Raw genomic sequence first — 17719 nt, forward strand, 5'->3', positions numbered from 1 at the left:
CTCGTCAGCTGTCCGCCGGTCGGCGCGCGGCCGTGTCCAGCGCCCCGCGGCACACTTCCAGAATGGCCATGCTCAGTGCCCGCCCCGGTTTGCCCAGTTCCCGGGAATAACGTCCGATGACGACGTTCTCCCGGCCGTAGGAAATCTTCGTCCCGCCCGCGCCGAGCCGGGCGGACTGTATTTCCGATGACAGTTTTTTGCGGCGTCCGATCAGCTCGATTATCTGGTTGTCTATTTCGTCGATCCGGCCGCGCGTGCCCTGTATGACCTGCTCAGCCGGAGTCGGAACCCGCTCGTCTTCGCTTGGCGGGCAAGGGTTGTGCCCGGTATCGGACACCGTGTCGTGCGCCTGCATTGATCCCGTCCGTTGCGTTGTTCCCGGTTTGCCCGAGTGCCTGTAAAGGGCGCGCTGAAGCCGGCTGTGCCGGTTTCTGCGCATTCCGGTCAGTTCCGGGGTGCTGGTTCCCCGAAGGTGATCCGCCCGGTGTCGTTGTGCGATACTGCGCCCATGACTTGGTCGAATCTCGGTGGTTTCGTGCTCGCGGTGACCCTGGGCGCGATGGTGCCCGGTCCGACGACGGCACTGGTGATCCGGCGGGCGGCACTGGGTGGTGCGCGCTCGGCCGTCCCGGTGGTGCTCGGCATCGAAGCCGGCCTGCTCGCCTGGGCGGTGGCCGCCGCGGCGGGCGTGGCCGCGCTGGTGGCCGCGAGCGAAGCGGCGTACACCGTGCTCCGCGTCGCCGGGGCCGTCGTGCTGGTGGTGCTCGGGGTGCAGGCCTGGCTGGCCTCCCGGCACCCCGGCGGGGAACTGCCGGTGGACGAGGCCGCGGTCCGGCAGAACTGGCACCGCGCCGCGCTTTCGGGGCTGCTGACCAATCTGGTCAACCCCAAGGTCGCGGTGTTCATGTTCGCCTTCTACCCACAGTTCATCCCGCCGGGCGCCGACGTCCTGCTGACCACGCTGCCGCTGGCCCTGCTGCAGGTGCTCATCGACGGCGGCTGGTTCCTGCTGATCGCGGTTTTTGTCGGCATGGCGCGGAAGTTCTTCGCGCGTGAACGGGTGCGGCGCAACCTCGAGCGGGTGACCGGCACCGTGCTCATCGCCCTCGGTCTCCGGCTGGCGCTGGAGAAGGTCTGAGCGTTCACCGGGCCGTCCTGGCCAGCCGGGCCGGCGCGCCGGTGACCGCCCGCGCCACCCCGATCGGGCTGGGGTCGTCGAGCAGGCGCTCCACGTCGATCCGGGTGCCGAACTCCTGCTCGATCCGGGTCAGCAGGGCCGACAGGGCCAGCGAATCGCCGCCCTCGGCGAAGAAGTCCGACTCGGCATCGACCTGAGCCGCCGGTACGCGGAGGCAGTCGGCGAACAACCGCACCAGCCGCTCGAGCGCCCCGTCGAGATCGGTCGCCGGGGCGCTCGCCCGCGCCGCCCCGAATTCCGGTGCGGTCACCGGCGGTGCCGCCGCCGCGGCGGCCTGGTCGAGCCGTCGCTTGCCGGTGTCGGTGCGCGGGAGTTCGTCCACCACGGTGAACTTGGCCGGCACCATGCCGGTGTGCAGGCGCGCGGCCAGGTACTCCCGCACGGCCGCTTCGTCGAGTTCGGTGCCTGCCGGGACGATCAGCGCCTCGAGGCCGCCGTTCGCGGCGATCACCACGTTCTCGGCGACGCCCGGTGCCAGCGCCAGCGTCCGCTCGATCTCGTCGAGTTCGACGCGCTGGCCACGGATCTTGACCTGCCGGTCGCGGCGGCCGAGGAACTCCAGCGAACCCGACGGCAGCCACTGTCCGACGTCACCCGTGCGGTAGAGCAGTTCTCCCGGCCGCCCGAACGGATCCGGGGTGAACTTGGTTTCCATCAGCTCGGGCCGGGACAGGTACCGGCCGACGCCGAGCCCGCCGACGCAGATTTCGCCGGGCACCCCGATACCGACCGGTCGCAGATCCTCGTCGAGCACGTAGACCCGCTTGTTCGTCACCGGGCTCCCGATCGGCGGTGTCTCGCCGGGCACGCAGTCGTGCCAGGTGGCCCACACCGCGGTCTCCGCGGGCCCGTAGAGATTGCAGAACCGGCGGCCCGCCCGGTGCCAGCGGGTGACCGTGGCGGCGGGAAGCCGTTCACCGGCGGCCATCGCCAGCCGGAGGTCGGGCAGTTCGGCGTCGGGCAGCGCGGCCCAGACCGACGGGGTGAGGTTCGCGGCGGTGACCGCCCGCTCGCGCATCAGGCGGATCAGCGGCGGGCCGACGGTCAGCTCGGGCCCGCGTGCCACCTCCAGGGTCGCGCCCGCGGTCAGCGCCAGCACGAGGTCGAACACGCAGCCGTCGAAACTGGGGGAGAGGAACTGCAGCACCCGGTCGGCCGGGGTGATGCGCAGGATCCGCCGCTGGGCCAGGTGCAGGTTCACCACGCCGAGGTGGTCGATCACGATGCCCTTGGGCTGCCCGGTGGTGCCGCTGGTGAACACGGCGTACGCGGTGTTCCCGCCGGTGGTGCCGGTGACCGGCGGAACCGGGGCCCGGCCGGTGGTGCCGGGGATCAGCACGGTGGTCCTCAGCCCGGCGTCGCGCAGCCGCGCGGCGGTCCGCTCGTCGGCCAGCACCAGTTCCGCCGACGCGTCGTGGAGCATGTGCCGCAGCCGCTCCGCCGGCGAATCGGCGGCCGCGAGCAGGAAGGCGCCGCCCGCCTTGGCCACCGCGAGCACCGAGATGACGAAGTCGACCGAGCGCTCCATCACCACGGCGACCACGGATTCCGGCTGCACGTTGCTGGAACGCAGGGTTCTCGCCAGCGCGTTGGCCCGCTCGTCGAGTTCGGCGTAACCGCACTCGCCGTCGCTGTCGCGGACGGCGATCGCGTTCGGTGTGGTCCTGGCCCACCGCTCGAAGAGGTGGTGCCAGCAGCGGTGTTCGCCGATCAGGACCTCGTTGTCGTTGAAGCGTTCCAGCAGTGCTCGGAGGTCCACGCTGTTCTCCGCGTCTACTTTGGACAATGGGGCGGCGGCAACGGGTTCGCCCGCCGACACGCGCATCCGCACCCGGGCGGGTGCCCGGGTGTTGGCGTGCTTGCCCCACACCACCGCGTCCGGCCCGGGTTCGGTCTCGTAGTGCGGATAACGCTCGAGGAAACCGAGGATCGCCCAGCGCGCGGCCTGCTGGGCGTACGGTGCCCCGGCGCAGTAGTGCCTGCCGAGGCCGAAGCCCAGGTGCCGCGGGCCGCGACGGGTGATGTCCAGCGTGTGCGGGTCCTCGTACACCGTGGGGTCGAGATTGGCCGCACCGAGGTGCACGAGCACGCTCTGCCCCGCCCGCAGCCGCACCCCGCCGATCTCGACGTCGGCGGTGACCTGCCGGGCGACGTACTGGCTGGAACCGTTGATACGCATGAACTCGTCGATCGCGGAGTCGATGAGCTCGGGCCGCTCGCGCAGGGCCCGCTGCTGCTCGGGGTGGCGCTCCAGCAGCAGGAGCCCGCCTGCCACCAGCTGGGTCAGCGTCTGGTAACCACCACCGACCAGCACCACGCAGTTCGCCGCGATGATGTGCAGCCGCCGCTCGAGTCCGGCGTCGTCGAGGTCCAGCCCGGCCAGCGGCCCGGCCAGCGCGCCGATCAGGTCGTCGGCCGGTTCGGCGAGGCGTGCCCTGGCCTGTTCGGTGAACGCCGCCATCGCCTCGCGCAGGATCGGCACCACCTCACCGTCGCGGACGTCGGGCAGCGAGGAAAGGCTGCCCAGCAGGCGTTCGTAACCGTCGGCCCACCGCCCGAGCCGGAGCTGCTGGCCCGGCATGCCCAGCAGATAGGCCACCAGCGCCGAGGGCAGCGGCCCGGCGAGGTCGCCGACCAGGTCGATCCGCCCCTCGCCGGGCAGCCGGTCCAGGATGCCGCGGACCAGGTCGCGGACGTCGTCGTCGCGTTCGCGGACCTTGGCCACGGAGAACTGCTCGCGCAGCGGCGCGCGCAATTCGCTGTGCGACGGGGGATCGGTGAACAGCATCTGCTCCCCCACCATCGCGGCCAGTTCCGCGCCCGGCCCGAGGCCGCGTTCGGCGAGTTCGCCGCTCTGCCGCCCGCGAGCGGAGGAGAAGTTCTTGAAGTCGCTGAGGATCCGGGCCGCCTCGCGGTAGCCCGAGCACACCCAGAGCTGTCCTACCTCGTCGAAGAAGAGCGGGCCGAGTTCGCCGATGGCCTCGACGTAACCGCGGGGGTCGGCGATGACCTCGGGTCGCTCCAGGTTGTGGATTCCGTGTCTTCTGCGGTCGTATTCGGTCATCGGGATCGATGGCTCTCCTGGCTCCGACGCGAATGCGCGTGAGTGGTGAAGAATGAAGTCCCGTCGGCGCTGACGGTGACCATGCGGACATGGTGAATCAGCGGCAGTGTGTGCCGCGTGCGAAAAACGATCTTCACAGCAGTTGCTTCGTGTGCCGCGTGCGCACGAAGACCCCCACCCCAGTTCTCTTCGGCCGTGAGGCCGGTCTTCCCCAGTAATGTCCTGCTGATCATCGGGTGGACGGGCGCTTGGCTCGACCCGTGACCGTTGGCCAGTGTAGGGGGACGCCGCAGCGGGGTGTCAAGCGGTAGGTGGCAATTCTTGAGCAGTGAAACCGGGCATAACGGAGCGCCACCGAATCGACGCAGGCCGCGCATTAGTAATACCTGTGGAAAAGTAGCCCGAGTGTGGGGACCGGCCTGGGGATGTGCTCCGTTGGGGTGACCCCGTTTTGGCGGGTTGGTTCGTGGTTGTGGGCTCCGGTGCGACGTTGGTAGCGTGCGACTGCCGGCCGGGAAATTGTCGGGCCGCGTGGGGGTTTCTGATTAATCGCGTTCGCCGGTGTTGAATGACCATCGGCCGCGACGACCTGCCGAATTCGTCTGCACAATCGTTTCCGCCGCATCGGGCCCCGGTGCGGCCGCCCTGTCATGGAATCCGGAGGAAATGTGTCCGCAGTAACGACCGCCGGTCTCGGCGGCGGCAATGTAGGTGTGCTCGGCACCGGTTCGTGCCTGCCGGAACGGCGGGTCGGCAGCGCGGAGGTCGCGGACCTGCTCGGGGTGGACCTCCGCTGGATCGCCGAGCGGATCGGCGTGCGGGAGCGCCGATTCGCCGAACCAGGGGAAACCGCGTCACAACTGGCGACGGGCGCGGCACTCCGCGCGCTGGAGGCGGCCGGAGTGGCGGTGGGCGAACTCGACGCGGTGGTGGTCGCCACCTCGACGCCGGACCGTCCGATTCCCGGTGTGGCCGCGCGGTTGCAGGCGGCCATCGGCGCGCACGGGTCGCTGGCGTTCGACGTCAACGCTTCGTGCGCCGGTTTCCTGTTCGCCGTGGAAACGGGCCGCGGCCTGCTGGCGGCCGACCCCAGGCGCGACTACGTGCTCGTTGTCGCGGCCGACACCTATTCGCGCTACCTCAATCCCGCCGACCGGCGGACCTACCCGCTCTTCGGTGACGGCGCGGGTGCCGTCGTGCTCGGGCGGGTGCCGGACGGCGAGGGCATTCTCACCACCGAACTGATCACCGACGGGCGGATGGCGGAGTACGCGACCGGCGGGCCGCCGGTGGCGAGCACCCCGGAGGAACTGGCCGGCGGCAAGCACCACATCGCCATGTCCGGCCGCGACGTGGCGGAACTGGTGCTGGCGGAGTTCCCGCGGCTGGTCACCGACACCGCCAAGGAACAGGGCATCGAGCCCGCCGACCTGGACCACGTGATCTGCCACCAGGCCAATCCGCGCCTGCTGGAATCCTGCGCCCGCACCGTGGATCTGGCGCCCCGGCAACTGGTGATCACCGGTGACCTGGTCGCCAACACCGCTTCCGCGTCGGTGCCGATCGGCCTCGACGTCGCCGCGCGCGACGGCCGGATCCGGCCCGGCGACGCGGTTCTGCTCATCACCTTCGGCGCCGGGATGTCCTGGGGCCGGACCTTCCTGCGCTGGCCGGCGGCGGCCGGCCAGTCCCAGCGGATCAAGGAGAACGCGTGAAACTGACCTGGAACGAACGGCAGGAGCGACTGCGCGAGCGGTTCGCCGCATTCGGCCGGGAGCACCTGGCCCCCGGCAGCGCCGAACGCGACCGGACCGCCACCTTTCACGAGCAGGGCTGGAAAGCGCTGGCGGCGGAGGGGTTCTGGCGCGTGCACGTGCCGGTGGAGCTGGGTGGCGAAGGCGGCGACCTGTGGGATCACATCGCCGCGTTCGAGGGCCTGGCCCACGGTGCCGGGGACACCGGGTTCGTGCTCTCGGCCGCCGCGCACGCCGGATTGCTGCAGCTGCTGCTGAACTACGGTACCGACGAGCAGCGCGCGGATCTGCTGCCACCACTGCTTTCCGGTGCGGTCGGCGCCACCGCGGCCACCGAGGCGGCGGGCGGCTCGCACGTGGCCGCGGTGTCCACCACCGCGACAAAAACCGGTGACGGTTACCGGCTCACCGGCGAAAAGGCCCACATCACCAACGCGCCGGTCGCCGACGTGATGATGATCCTCGGCCGGGTGGCCGGGCTCGGCAAGCACGACATCACCCTGTTCCTGGTCGAAGCCACCCAGGCGGGGGTGTCGCGCGGTGAGCACGAGGACCTGGTCGGCCTGCGCACCAGCCCGCTCGGCCCGATCCACCTGGACAACGTGCGCCTGCCGGCGAGCCGGATCATCGGCACGCCGGGTGACGGGCTGAAGACCCTCTACTGGACGCTCGCCTTCGACCGGATGCTCTACGGCATCATCGTCGCCGCGCATCTGGAGGCGCTGATCCCGATGGCGCTGGACCGGGCGCTGAGCCGACGCGCGTTCGGCGTTCCGCTCGCCGAGCACGAGTACATCCAGGAAAAGATCGTCGACATGAAGATGGCGGCCGAGGCGTCGCGCTCGCTCTCCTACACCGCGCTGGACGCGCTGAACCGCCGTGAAGGGGATTTCAGCACGCTCGCGTCCTGTGCGAAGTTGCTCTCCGCGAACGGCATCGTGCGGTCCGGCCTGGAACTGGTGCAGTTGTTCGGGCACCTCGGCTGCGAACGCGGCCACGGCATCGAACGCCAGCTGCGCGACGCCATCGCCTTCCGCATCGCCGGTGGCACCGACGAAATGCAGAAGAAGAACATCTTCAAGAACCTGGTCAGCGCCAGGCAGCTGGTCACCGCAGGCTGAGCCCACTGGGCTTCGGCAGACACGAGAACGGAGTTTTCCCGCTATGGTCCGGATTTCGGAGAGCGCGGTGCACGCGCGATCGGAATGGGTGGTGGAACCGGATGACTGCGCGAGCCGCTGGGGCAACACCGGGCTGGAGGTGCTGTCCACCCCGGCGATCCTCGGCCGGATGGAGAAGCTGTGCGCCGACGCGCTGGCCGGGCACCTGGATGACGGTGAGATGACCGTCGGGGTGGAGGCGGTGCTGCACCACCGCGCCCCGACCCCGGTCGGCGCCAGAGTGCGCTACCGGGTGCACGCGGACAGGGTGGACCGCAAGATCCGGTTCGATTTCGAGGTGCACGACTCGGCGGGCACCCTCGTCTGCGATGGCACCCACCTGCGCGCGGTGATCGAGGTCGCCGGATTCCAGGCCAAGGTGTCGGCACTGGCGGTCCGGTGAGCACCGCACAGGACCTCGCCGGGCCCGCGCCGGTCACCGCGCGCGGGGTGCCGATCGCCGCGAAGGCGCGTGGCGCGCGGGTCTACGACGAACGGGGCCGCGACTACATCGACGGCAGTTCGGGCCCGATCTGCGTCAACCTCGGCCACGGTGTGCCCGAGGTGCTCGACGCGATGCGGGCGCAGGCGGAGCTGGTCACCTTCGCCCACCGCAGCCAGTTCGGCACCCGGTGCACCGAGGACCTCACCCGGGAGGTGCTGGCCGTCGCCGGTGCGGACCACCGGGAGGTCGTCTACGTCAACTCCGGGTCCGAAGCGATCGAAACCGCGCTGCGGCTGGCTTTCCACCACCACGCCCAGCGCGGCGACACCGATCGCGCCGTGGTGCTGACCCAGTTCCCGAGCTACCACGGGATGACCGCCGGCGCACTGGGCGTGTCCGGGCACCCGGGCCGGCGCGCGGGACTGGCGCCGCTGCACGACCACAGCGCCGCCACCGTCCCGGTGAAGGCGCTCGATCCGGCGGCGTTGCTGCCCGGGGTGGCCGAATGGGAGGACGCCTTCCGCGAGGCGGGCCCGGAACGGGTGGCGGCGGTGGTGGTCGAGCCGATCGGCGGCGCTTCCACCGGCGCCGCGGCGACCTCGCCGGAGGTGCTGCGGCGGCTGCGGGAGCTGTGTGACGAGTCCGGTGCGCTGCTGGTACTGGACGAGGTGCTGGCCTCGTTCGGGCGAACCGGGGATTGGTTCGGGCACCAGCCGTCCGGGGTGCGCGCCGACCTGGTCGCCATCGGCAAGGGCCTCAGTTCCGGCTACACGCCGATCGGCGCCTGCCTGGTCGGCGCCCCGGTGCTGCCCGGCCGCACGGCGGCGGACTTCGCGTTCGGGCACACGATGAGCGGCAACCCGCTGTCCACCGCGACCGCGCTGGCCGTGCTCCGCTACACCCGTGACCACGACCTGCCCGCCCGCGCCCGGCGGGTGGGCGAGGAACTCGGCACCCGGCTGGCCGGGCTGGCCGACCGCAGCCCGCTGCTGGGGATGCCGCGCGGGCGCGGTCTGCTGTGGGGATTGCCGGTGGAGCAGGAGGCCGCGGCGTACGCGGCCGGGCCGCTGGCGCCGCGCCTGTGCCTGGCGGCGCGGGATCATGGGCTGGTCGTGTACCCGGCCGGGGTGGCGCACGCGACGCAGGCCGTGCTCGTGGCGCCACCGCTGACCATCACCGGCGACGAACTGGACGAACTGCTCCACCGGCTGGAGCGGACCCTGCGGGACTTCGGGAGCGCGGTATGAGCACGCTGCTGATCGGCAATTCCTACAACGACCACCTGGTCGGCGACCTGCGTACGTTCACCCCCGCCGAACGCGCGGTGGCCGGCAACATCTCGGTCCGCATGCTGTGGCTGGCCGAACCCGGTGACGTGGCGCTGCTGCCGCAGCCACCGCACCCGGACTTCCTGGCCTTCCTGCTGCACTGGAAGGGGATGGACCGCGACGCGATCGAAATCGTGGTGCCCCCACCGGGTGTGTTCGGGTCGGACGTGCTGACCAGGGACCGGCTCGCCGATCCGGGGCTGCGGGCCAGGTTGGCGGAGCTGACCCGCGGCCGTGGCCTCGATCGCGTGCTGCCGTATTCCTTCGACCGCACGGTGACCGCGCTGGCCGCCGAACTCGGGCTGCACGAGAACACCGAGGGGTTCGGCTTCGCCGCGGCGGGCGGTACCGACCTGCTCAACAGCAAGAGCGTTTTCCGCGCGATCGCCGGTGGGATCGGCGTGCCGCACACCACCGGGATCGCCACCACCGACCGCGCGGAGGCCGAGTCGTTCGCCGCCGGACTGCTCGGGCGCGGGGAGGCGGTCATCGTCAAGCAGGACTTCCACGCCGGTGGTTACGGCAACGAAATCCTCGCCCCGCACGGCGGGGTGGCGAAGGTGGGCGCGAAACACCTGTCGGTGGTCAGCGGTGACGAGGTGCCCGCGCATTTCGGCGACCGGTGGGCCGGTTACACCAATGACGGTGCGCGGCCCGCCGTGCTGGAGCACTACCTGCCCGGCTCGATCGCGCTCGGCGCCGAATGCGTGGTCACCGGGCAGGGGTTCCGGCTGAACCATTTCGGGGAAATGCGCATGGAGCCCATTTTCGACGGTATCGCCATCCATTCCGAGGTGGGCAGCCCGGAGGTGCGGGAGGCCTACCGGGACGCGCTGGCCCGGTTGTGCGAACCCGTGGCGGCGATGGGTTACCGCGGTCTGATCAACATCGACGGCATCATCACCCCGGACGGCCGGATGCTGCTGACCGAGTTCAACGGCCGGGTCGGCGGTACCTCGCACCTCGACTGGCTGGGCCGCGCACTGGTCGGCGACGACTACTTCACCGAGTCCGTCATGCTCACCCGCAACCACTGGCAGGTCGATTCCACCGCCGAAGCCGTGGCTCGGGTACGCGCCGCCGGGCTGGAATTCGACACCGGACGCGGGGAGGGAGTGCTGATCACCGGCGACCACACCGCGCAGACCGGAGTGCTGGAATACTGCGTGCTGGCCGCGGATGTCGCCGCGGCGGAAACAATGGAAAAGGCGATCGGCGGGCTTTTCCCGGACCGCGGCGAGCACTGAGCCCGCGCCGCCGATACGACAGGAGGGGATGGCGCGCATGGGTTACCGCGGATTGGCCACCGGCGGCGTCGCGGTGTGGCTGGTCGCGACCTTGTTCAGCCGCCTTCCGGTGGCGATGATGCCACTGGCACTGGTGTTCTTCGCGCGGGAGGCACCCGGCGGGTATGCCGTCGGCGCGGTGCTGGCGGCGGTGTACACGATCGCCGAGACGGTGGGCGCTCTGGTGTTCGGCGCCCGCCTGCGCGGATCCTTCCTGCGCCGCCCGCTCGGCATCGGACTGCTGATCAGCGCGTTCGCCGTCGGGGTTTTCGCGCTCGTGCCCGACGCGCCGCTGGTGGTGCACATCTTGCTGACCGTGGTGGCCGGCGCGCCGGCGGCGATCGCGCCGGGCAGCCTGCGCTCACTGGTGACCGGGCTGGTCGCGGAGAACGACGTGCCGCGGGCGCTGAGCGTGGACACCATGCTGAACCAGGCGGCCTGGGCGCTGTCCCCGGCCATCGTCAGCGTGCTGGCACTGCGGTTCGACGCCTCGCTCCCGTTCGCGGTGGCCGCGGTGAGCACCGCGCTCAGCGCGCTCGCCGTGTGGCGCCTGCCCGCCGGGAAACCGGTCCCCGAAACCCCGGCGACCGGCCGCCGCCGGGCGTTGTGGTCGGCCTGGCCGGTCTACCTGACCAGCGCCGCGGCGATGTACCTGCTGGCCACCGCGGAACTGACCCTGCCGGCTCTGCTCGAAGATCGCGGGGTCGCGGTGGGCTGGGCGGGTGCGCTGCTCACCGGGTTCGCGGTGGCCAGCATCGTCGGCGGATTCTGCTACGGCCTGCGCGACCGGTGGCCGGGTTCCTACCGCACGCAGAGCAATCTGCTGCTGCTGGTGGTGACCCTGTTCGTGGCGGTGATGGCCCTGCTGCCCGGTTTGCCGGGGGCCGCGATCGGGCTGCTGCTGGCCGGGTTGTTCCAGGCGGCGCTGCTCACCGCCAGGAACCTGTCGTTGCGTGAGCGGCTGCCGGAGGATCTCCACGCCACCGGGTATTCGATGATGTACGTCGGCAGCGGTGTCGGATACGGCGTCAGCGGAATGGCTTCCGGTGCGGTGCTGGCGATCGCCAGCCCGTCGGTGGCCGTATTGTTCGGCGTCGGTGTCACCGCGCTCGCCGGAGTGGCCGGATTTTTCACCGAACGCCGTGCCGAACGCCGTCCCGAAATGGTGTCGAGCAAAGAGTCCTGATCGGAATACCGACTGTCGTGATTCCCGGGTTGGCCGCTTTTCCGGCGGCCAACCCGGGACGGCTCACCGCGCGGGCGCGAGGCTTTCGCCGACGAACTCGATCAGCTGCCGCGGCGTCTTCATGGCGTCGATCTGCTCGTCGCTGACCGGGATCCCGAGGTCGTCCTGGACCCGGGTGGCGATCTCGTACACGGCCAGCGAATCGTAGCCGAGGTCGGCGAACTTGTCGTCGACATTGCCTTCGGTGATCCGGATGTTGTCGTCGGTGCCCACGCAGGAATCGATGATCTTCTGCAATTCAACGGGACCGAAGTGTGACATGGATCCTCCACTCGACACTGTTTTTTGGGGAACGCTTCCAGGCTACCGCGCTGAATTGTTGTGCTCAAGAACTCGGCGGGATAATCTCGAATCAGTGAATTGCTCGCCGATGATTGTTCGCAGTGTCAACAGTGTCAACAGTGTCCATATCGGACGGAAGGGGTTCTTTCCATGCAGATCGTTTCGCCCGGCGCCGGCGGCCACGCCGCACTGCTCGGGCTGGGCGGCTACCGGCCGCGCACGGTGGTGGGCAACGCCGAGATGTGCACCAGGATCGACTCCACCGAGGAGTGGATCGAGACGCGGTCCGGCATCCGCGAGCGCCGGTTCGCCGCACCGGACGAGACGCTGGAGTCGATGGCCGTGGCGGCCGCGGCCAAGGCGTGCGGGCAGTCCGGAGTGGACCCGGCCGACCTCGACTGCGTGCTGGTCGCCAGCATGTCGAACCTGGTGCAGACCCCGCCGCTGGCGGCCGCGGTGGGCGCGGGGCTCGGCACGCGGCGCGCGGGCGGGTTCGACGTGTCCGCCGCGTGCGCCGGATTCTGCCACGCGCTCGGCCTGGCGTCGGCCATGGTCCGGCTCGGTGAGGCCAGGCACGTGCTCGTGGTGGGGGCGGAGCGGATGACCGACATCGTGGACCCGGCCGATCGCACGATCGCCTTCCTCTTCGCCGACGGCGCCGGCGCGGCGGTGGTCGGACCGTCGGCCACGCCCGGGTTCGGGCCGGTGGTCCGGGGTGCCGACTTCGGCTCGCGGGAGGCGTTGCGGATGACCGGGCCGTGGGCGGAGCCGGGACCGGCGCCGGTGATGCGGATGGACGGCAAGCGCGTGTTCCGGTGGGCGGTCGGCTCGGTGCTGCCCGCCTGCCGCCAGGCGCTGGAGGCGGCGGGCGTGCGCGCGGCCGACCTCGGTGCTTTTGTTCCGCACCAGGCGAACCTGCGGATGATCGAGATCATGGCCGACGGCCTCGGCCTGCCGGAGACCACCGCGGTCGCGCGCGACGTGGTGACCACCGGGAACACCTCGGCGGCGTCGGTGCCGCTGGCGATGGAATCCCTGCTGGCCTCCGGCGCGGCCGAATCCGGCTCGCTCGCTCTGCTCGCCGGATTCGGCGCCGGGCTCAACTACGCGGCCCAGGTCGTGGTGCTGCCGTGAGCACGGTGCTGAACCAGGACTTCACCGGGCGCAGCTATCCGCCGTCGGAGGTGTACGTCGTCAGCCGGGCGAAGATCGCGGAGTTCGCCACTGCCGTCGGCGCGGACGCGCCCGCGTACTTCGACCCGGAGTGGGCCAGGGTGCACGGTTATCCGGACGTGCTCGCTCCGCCGACCTTCCCGATCCTGCTCGCGCTGCCCGCCGCCGAGCGGATCCTGCGTGACGAGGAACTGGGCCTGGACTACCGGCGGCTGGTGCACCGCGACCAGGATTTCCGCTACCACCGCCCGATCCACGCCGGTGACCGGCTGACCACGGCCCTGACGATCACCGACATCCGGGCCACCTCGTCCAACGAACTCTGCGTGCTGCGCGCGCGGATCGCCGATGACGCGGAAAACGACGTCTGCGAGGTCACGATGGGATTCCTGGTGCGCACCTGAGCACACACCGAGCTGGTGCTCAGGTGGCGACCCGGCCGAGCCAGCCGGTGACGGAGCTGCCGCTCCTGCTGATGACGTTCTCGGTCTGGGCGTTGAGGGCCTGGTAGACGCCGACCACGGGAGCGGGCGGCGAACCCGGCGGCCAGGTCGGCACCGGTGAGTCCGCGTGGTCTACGAACTCACCCCGCTCGGGAGCCGGCTCCGGCCGGTGCTGGGGCACGCCGGTGGAGCCGCTGTGTGTGCCGTGCCCGGTGGTGGTGACTCCTCGGTACCGTGACCGGCGAGTGGTACCGACAGCGAGGAGCGCCCATCCCATGACCGACTCGGCCCGGTTGCACACCAGCGAAGAATTCCCCGCGATGCTCCGACGGATCGACGCCCTCGGCGAGCTGGTCGAGTCGAACGCCAACGCGGCCGAGGAACTCGGCAGGCTCACCGACGACACCGCGCGGGCGCTGCTGGACGCGGGGATCGTCCGGGCGGGACTGCCGGAGAGCCTCGGTGGCCACGAGTTCTCCCCGCGTCAGCTGATCGAGACCCACGAGCGGCTCAGCTACCACGACGCGTCGGCGGGCTGGACGATGATGGCGCTGCAGATGATCACCAGCACCACGGCGGCCTATCTCGGCGCGGTCGCGGCCGCGGAGTTGTTCCCCGACGTGGCTGGCGGCAAGCATGCGTTGCTGGCCGGGCACGGCACGCGGCCCGGCCGTGCCGTCCCGGTGGACGGCGGCTTCCTGGTGAGCGGCAGCTGGCAGTTCGCCTCCGGGATGTCGCTGGCCACCCACATCCACAGCGCGATCCAGGTCGAGGGCACCGGCGAACTCCGGGTGCTGGCGATGCCGAAGTCGCAGGTGGAGCTGGTGGACAACTGGGACGTGACCGGGTTGCGGGCGACGAACAGCATCGACTACCACTGCGCGGAGGTGTTCGTCCCGGCGACGCACACCTATGCCGCGGCGACGAAGGAAACGGCCAACGGGGGCGCGATCTACCGCGTCGGCCTGGTGAACATGGCCTCGACCGTGCACACCGCCTGGGCGCTCGGTGTCGGGCGGCGCCTGCTCGACGAGCTGAAACTGGTCGCCGCGGCCAAGTCCGGTACGCGCAACGCCGCCGTCGACACCGCGCAGTTCCACGCCGAGTACGCGAGCGCCGAGGCGAAGCTCCGCGCGGCGCGGGCATGGGCGATGGACGTGTGGCGGGACAACGAGGAAACCCTGGCCGCGGGGGAGTTGCTGAGCACCGAGCAGGACACGATGATCCGGCTGGTGCTCAACCACACCACGTGGACCGTGCGGGACATCGGCCAGACGGCCCACCGATGGGCGGGCACGGCGGCGATCCGGCGCGGGCCGATCGACCGGTTCCTGCGTGATCTCGCCACCGGAACCCAGCACATCACGTCCGGCCCGGTGGTCCTGCAGAACTGCGGAAAGTGGCTCACCGGCGCACAACCGCGGGCGCACTGGGAGTTCCTCGACCTGGTGCCGTGAGCTAACCCAGCTTGAAGTCCGCGACCCGGATGGGCGACGGGGTGGTTCCGGTGGAGCGTTGCTGGTAGAGCACGGACAGCACGCCTTCACTGGCCACGCGGCTGTAGTCGACGTTGACCTCACCGAAGACGTTCATGCTCGGCCGGTCGAAGACCAGGGTCCAGTCGGTCCAGCCGCTGGCCTTGGAGGCGGTGACGATCCTGGCGAACGGCATGATCAGGTAGATGTTGTCGTCGCGGTCGAACACGACGCGGGTGCGGCCCGTGGCGTTCGGCTGGATCGGGACCTCGCGCTTGGTCCACGATCCGTCCGGGGCGCGGAATACGTGGAACGAGCGGCCCCAGTTGGTGCGGTCGGCGGCGTAGCTGGTGACGCACTGGGTGAACCGGCCGGGCACGTAGCTGATCACCGCGTGCGGTGCGCCGGTGCGGTCGACGGCCTGGCTTTCCTGGTTCATCAGGCCGTGGTTCGGGTCGAGCGGATCGACCACGAGATCGGGCGACACCGCGACGGGCGAGCCGCCGGTGGTGCCGGCGACCTGGCCGGTGTTCCGGTGCCAGGTGCGGCCCCGGTCGTCGCTGTAGACGTAACCGGTGTCGTGGTTGGTCAGCCCGCCCGGGTTGCACAGCACCCCGGAATTCCCCTCGCGCCAGGTGAACGCGGCGTGCAGCCGTCCGCCAGGGCCGTAGGTCAGACCGTGCAGGTACATGTTGCGGGTCGTGCTGGTCACGCCGTTCGGCGCGGTCCACGGACCGGTGGCGGATGACCACTTCCCGAGCTTGCGCCACGTCGTGCCGTCGTACTCGGCGAGTTCGTTGGTGCCGTTGCCGGAGCGACCGGTGCGGTAGCTGAGTTGCAGCCGCTTCTCCGGCGTGACCACGAACTGCGGGTAGCTGATCCCGCCGAGGTCCACCCCGTCCAGCGTGCGCTGCACCGCGCCGAACCGGGCGGGGGACCAGGCGCGCGACGCGGGCGCCGACACCAGACCGGCCTCGGACTTGACGTAGAACACCGGCGTGTCGTGCACGTCCATGGCCACGTGCAGGCGTCCGTCGGCGGGGGAGATGCCCAGCGAGATGACGTTGTGCGAGTCGTTGACGGTCAGCGCGTGCGGGAGGACCGCCTTCTCCCACGTCCCGGCGGGCAGCTGGCGGCGGGCGACCACGGCGGCGCGGTTCGCGGTGTACCAGGCGGTGTACTGGTAGCCGGCGTGGGTGAGGATCGCCTCCGACTGGTACGACTGGTTGTTCACCAGCCCGTCGTAGGACACGAAGTACAACGCCGACGGGTCGAGCTGGGTGTCCCGCAGCAGTGCCACGCCCGGGGCGGGTTGTTCGGCTCGGACGGCCGCCGGTGACACCAGTGCCAGGCAGGTGACCAGCAGGATCATCGTGCGGAGCATGGATGAACCCCTTCGCGCGCAGCGCTTTCCCGATGAGAGTAGCGACCTGACCGGATCGGGCGGAACCGCCACCTGGACCGATTTCCCGCCGTCGCTGTTCCGTCTTTTCGGGGGTGACACCACCGGGGCGGTGTGTTATCTGGAACGGGACCGACAAAGGAGTCTTGGATGAACCCCGACGTTTTGCGGAACTACCTCTCGAAGTATCGCACCAACCGGCGGGACACCCTCCGGATGGCAGGTGCCGCCGGAGCCGTTGTGGTCGCCTCGTCCGCGGGGGTGCGGCCGGCGAGTGCTGAAACCGGCGATGGCAGCCCGGCCGGGACGGACTCGGGTGGCGATTTCGACGACACGCCTTTCGACTATTCCGACCCGGCGAACCTGGCGGACTGGGCGCCGAGCCGGTACGGCGCCGGGGACCAGCGAGGCGCGTTCAACGAGGTGACGGCTGCCAAGACCGCGTCGGCGCTGAGTGTGCTCAAACCAGGGAAGCCGGTGCGGACGTACAACCTGGGGGAGCTGATGTGGAATGGTTTCCCCGCGTTCAAAACCGATCCGCGCCGCATCCACGAACAGCGGCTCACCATTGCCGGTTACCAGCCCCCGCCGGGGTTTCTCGAGGCGGGCGGCGTGCTGATGACCACGGAACCGCTCGGTGCCAACAAACTGAGCTACCACGAGGAACGTTTCGCGGCGGAATTGTCGCCGCTGCACCCGGTACCGCTGGCCTCGACCTTTCAGATCGCGACTCAGACCGACAACCTCGGTCACATCGGCGCGGGGGAGTATTACTACAACGGTTTCCGCGGCCCCGACTTCGCCGCGGCGCACGGTGTCACCAAGCTGGGCAACGAGCACATGGGGCCGATCGCCACCCGTGGTGTGCTGCTGGACATTCTCGGGATGAAGGTGGCCGAGGGCAAGACCGGTGACCTCGCCGAACCGGCCAGCAACGGCAAGCCGTTGCTGCGGGAGAACTACCGGATCACCGTCGAGGACATCAAGGCCGCGATGAAGTTCGGCGGGATCGGCCGGATCTCGCCGGGTGATGTCGTGCTGTTCCGCACGGGCTGGAACCAGCTCCTCGCCCGCCGGGACGCCGGTGACATCCTCCGGTGGGAGGCGCCGAACGGGATGCCCGGGATCTATCTGCGGGAAGCTCGCTGGCTGGCCCAGTTCCGCCCCGCCGTGATCGGGAGCGACACGTGGGCGCTCGAGGTGCTCGGCAACCCGGTCAACGACAACGGGTCGGCCTTCCCGGTGCACCAGGAACTGCTGATGCGCAACGGAATCCGGATCGGGGAGTCCTATGTGCTCGACGGACCGGCCGACGACCGGGTGTACGAATTCGTCTTCGCGGTGACCCCGCAGTTCCCCGAAGGGGCGACGGCGGGGAACACGCCTCCACTGGCATTGGGACAGCCTCGGCGCCACTGACCTGACCGGTGCGGGCCGCCCGTTCAACCACCACCCGAACGGGC

General features: G+C 70.3%; 16 protein-coding genes. 11 read left to right on the plus strand and 5 right to left on the minus strand.

The features are described 5' to 3' along the window. Positions 1-4: 4 nt before the first annotated feature. Positions 5-355 carry a chorismate mutase gene (locus YIM_RS23500; protein WP_153032393.1) on the minus strand — a complete coding sequence of 117 codons (351 nt, stop codon included), beginning with the start codon at positions 353-355 and terminating at the stop codon, positions 5-7. 153 nt (positions 356-508) lie between these two features. Between YIM_RS23500 and YIM_RS23505 the strand changes: the two genes are divergently transcribed. Beyond that, entirely contained in the window at positions 509-1138 is a 630-nt protein-coding gene (locus YIM_RS23505) for a LysE family translocator (protein ID WP_153032394.1), read from the plus strand. 4 nt (positions 1139-1142) lie between these two features. On the opposite strand, the gene YIM_RS23510 is transcribed toward YIM_RS23505, so the two are convergent. Then, the gene (locus YIM_RS23510; protein WP_153032395.1) at positions 1143-4262 is read right to left on the minus strand and encodes an amino acid adenylation domain-containing protein; all 3120 of its coding nucleotides are present in this window, start codon (positions 4260-4262) and stop codon (positions 1143-1145) included. Between the two features lie 668 nt (positions 4263-4930). Here YIM_RS23510 and YIM_RS23515 point away from each other — a divergent pair. Genes YIM_RS23515 through YIM_RS23540 form a run of 6 tightly spaced genes read left to right on the plus strand, consistent with a single transcriptional unit; the run spans position 4931 to position 11421 of the window. Then, a complete protein-coding gene (locus YIM_RS23515) occupies positions 4931-5977 on the plus strand; it encodes a 3-oxoacyl-ACP synthase III family protein (RefSeq protein ID WP_228004932.1) in 1047 nt (348 codons plus the stop codon). Then, entirely contained in the window at positions 5974-7137 is a 1164-nt protein-coding gene (locus YIM_RS23520) for an acyl-CoA dehydrogenase family protein (protein ID WP_153032397.1), read from the plus strand. Before YIM_RS23515 ends, YIM_RS23520 begins: the two co-directional genes overlap by 4 nt. 43 nt (positions 7138-7180) lie before the next feature. Continuing rightward, positions 7181-7579: a thioesterase family protein gene (locus tag YIM_RS23525; RefSeq protein WP_153032398.1), complete on the plus strand. Its 399-nt coding sequence runs from the start codon at positions 7181-7183 to the stop codon at positions 7577-7579. Beyond that, complete coding sequence (locus YIM_RS23530; protein ID WP_228004933.1) at positions 7576-8868, plus strand: aminotransferase class III-fold pyridoxal phosphate-dependent enzyme; 1293 nt, start codon at positions 7576-7578, stop codon at positions 8866-8868. The genes YIM_RS23525 and YIM_RS23530 overlap by 4 nt, the downstream gene beginning before the upstream one ends. Further along, positions 8865-10196 carry a peptide ligase PGM1-related protein gene (locus YIM_RS23535; RefSeq protein WP_153032399.1) on the plus strand — a complete coding sequence of 444 codons (1332 nt, stop codon included), beginning with the start codon at positions 8865-8867 and terminating at the stop codon, positions 10194-10196. Before YIM_RS23530 ends, YIM_RS23535 begins: the two co-directional genes overlap by 4 nt. 28 nt (positions 10197-10224) lie before the next feature. Beyond that, on the plus strand, positions 10225-11421 hold the full coding sequence (locus tag YIM_RS23540) for an MFS transporter (RefSeq protein ID WP_153032400.1): 1197 nt from the start codon (positions 10225-10227) through the stop codon (positions 11419-11421). Positions 11422-11484: 63 nt separating this feature from the next. On the opposite strand, the gene YIM_RS23545 is transcribed toward YIM_RS23540, so the two are convergent. Beyond that, the gene (locus tag YIM_RS23545) at positions 11485-11742 is read right to left on the minus strand and encodes an acyl carrier protein (protein ID WP_153032401.1); all 258 of its coding nucleotides are present in this window, start codon (positions 11740-11742) and stop codon (positions 11485-11487) included. Between the two features lie 171 nt (positions 11743-11913). On the opposite strand from YIM_RS23545, the gene YIM_RS23550 reads away from it, so the two are divergent. Both YIM_RS23550 and YIM_RS23555 read left to right on the plus strand, forming a co-directional pair. Continuing rightward, on the plus strand, positions 11914-12897 hold the full coding sequence (locus tag YIM_RS23550; RefSeq protein WP_153032402.1) for a beta-ketoacyl-ACP synthase 3: 984 nt from the start codon (positions 11914-11916) through the stop codon (positions 12895-12897). Continuing rightward, on the plus strand, positions 12894-13340 hold the full coding sequence (locus YIM_RS23555) for a MaoC family dehydratase N-terminal domain-containing protein (protein ID WP_228004934.1): 447 nt from the start codon (positions 12894-12896) through the stop codon (positions 13338-13340). The genes YIM_RS23550 and YIM_RS23555 overlap by 4 nt, the downstream gene beginning before the upstream one ends. Positions 13341-13359: 19 nt before the next feature. Here the strand turns inward: YIM_RS23555 and YIM_RS49700 are convergent, their stop codons facing one another. Then, complete coding sequence (locus tag YIM_RS49700; protein ID WP_255463039.1) at positions 13360-13494, minus strand: hypothetical protein; 135 nt, start codon at positions 13492-13494, stop codon at positions 13360-13362. A gap of 160 nt (positions 13495-13654) precedes the next feature. On the opposite strand from YIM_RS49700, the gene YIM_RS23560 reads away from it, so the two are divergent. Then, positions 13655-14836: an acyl-CoA dehydrogenase gene (locus tag YIM_RS23560; protein WP_153032403.1), complete on the plus strand. Its 1182-nt coding sequence runs from the start codon at positions 13655-13657 to the stop codon at positions 14834-14836. A gap of 1 nt (position 14837) precedes the next feature. On the opposite strand, the gene YIM_RS23565 is transcribed toward YIM_RS23560, so the two are convergent. Then, complete coding sequence (locus tag YIM_RS23565; RefSeq protein WP_153032404.1) at positions 14838-16238, minus strand: BNR repeat-containing protein; 1401 nt, start codon at positions 16236-16238, stop codon at positions 14838-14840. Positions 16239-16406: 168 nt separating this feature from the next. Between YIM_RS23565 and YIM_RS23570 the strand changes: the two genes are divergently transcribed. After that, the gene (locus YIM_RS23570) at positions 16407-17675 is read left to right on the plus strand and encodes a cyclase family protein (protein WP_153032405.1); all 1269 of its coding nucleotides are present in this window, start codon (positions 16407-16409) and stop codon (positions 17673-17675) included. Positions 17676-17719: the final 44 nt, after the last annotated feature.

The organism is Amycolatopsis sp. YIM 10 (assembly GCF_009429145.1).
Classification (GTDB): domain Bacteria; phylum Actinomycetota; class Actinomycetes; order Mycobacteriales; family Pseudonocardiaceae; genus Amycolatopsis.

Bases quoted from the DNA above. Each gene is read 5' to 3' on its own strand.
- YIM_RS23500 (WP_153032393.1), bottom strand. From the start codon at position 355: ATGCAGGCGCACGACACGGTGTCCGATACCGGGCACAACCCTTGCCCG.
- YIM_RS23505 (WP_153032394.1), top strand. From the start codon at position 509: ATGACTTGGTCGAATCTCGGTGGTTTCGTGCTCGCGGTGACCCTGGGC.
- YIM_RS23510 (WP_153032395.1), bottom strand. From the start codon at position 4,262: ATGACCGAATACGACCGCAGAAGACACGGAATCCACAACCTGGAGCGA.
- YIM_RS23525 (WP_153032398.1), top strand. From the start codon at position 7,181: ATGGTCCGGATTTCGGAGAGCGCGGTGCACGCGCGATCGGAATGGGTG.
- YIM_RS23535 (WP_153032399.1), top strand. From the start codon at position 8,865: ATGAGCACGCTGCTGATCGGCAATTCCTACAACGACCACCTGGTCGGC.
- YIM_RS23540 (WP_153032400.1), top strand. From the start codon at position 10,225: ATGGCGCGCATGGGTTACCGCGGATTGGCCACCGGCGGCGTCGCGGTG.
- YIM_RS23545 (WP_153032401.1), bottom strand. From the start codon at position 11,742: ATGTCACACTTCGGTCCCGTTGAATTGCAGAAGATCATCGATTCCTGC.
- YIM_RS23550 (WP_153032402.1), top strand. From the start codon at position 11,914: ATGCAGATCGTTTCGCCCGGCGCCGGCGGCCACGCCGCACTGCTCGGG.
- YIM_RS23560 (WP_153032403.1), top strand. From the start codon at position 13,655: ATGACCGACTCGGCCCGGTTGCACACCAGCGAAGAATTCCCCGCGATG.
- YIM_RS23565 (WP_153032404.1), bottom strand. From the start codon at position 16,238: ATGCTCCGCACGATGATCCTGCTGGTCACCTGCCTGGCACTGGTGTCA.
- YIM_RS23570 (WP_153032405.1), top strand. From the start codon at position 16,407: ATGAACCCCGACGTTTTGCGGAACTACCTCTCGAAGTATCGCACCAAC.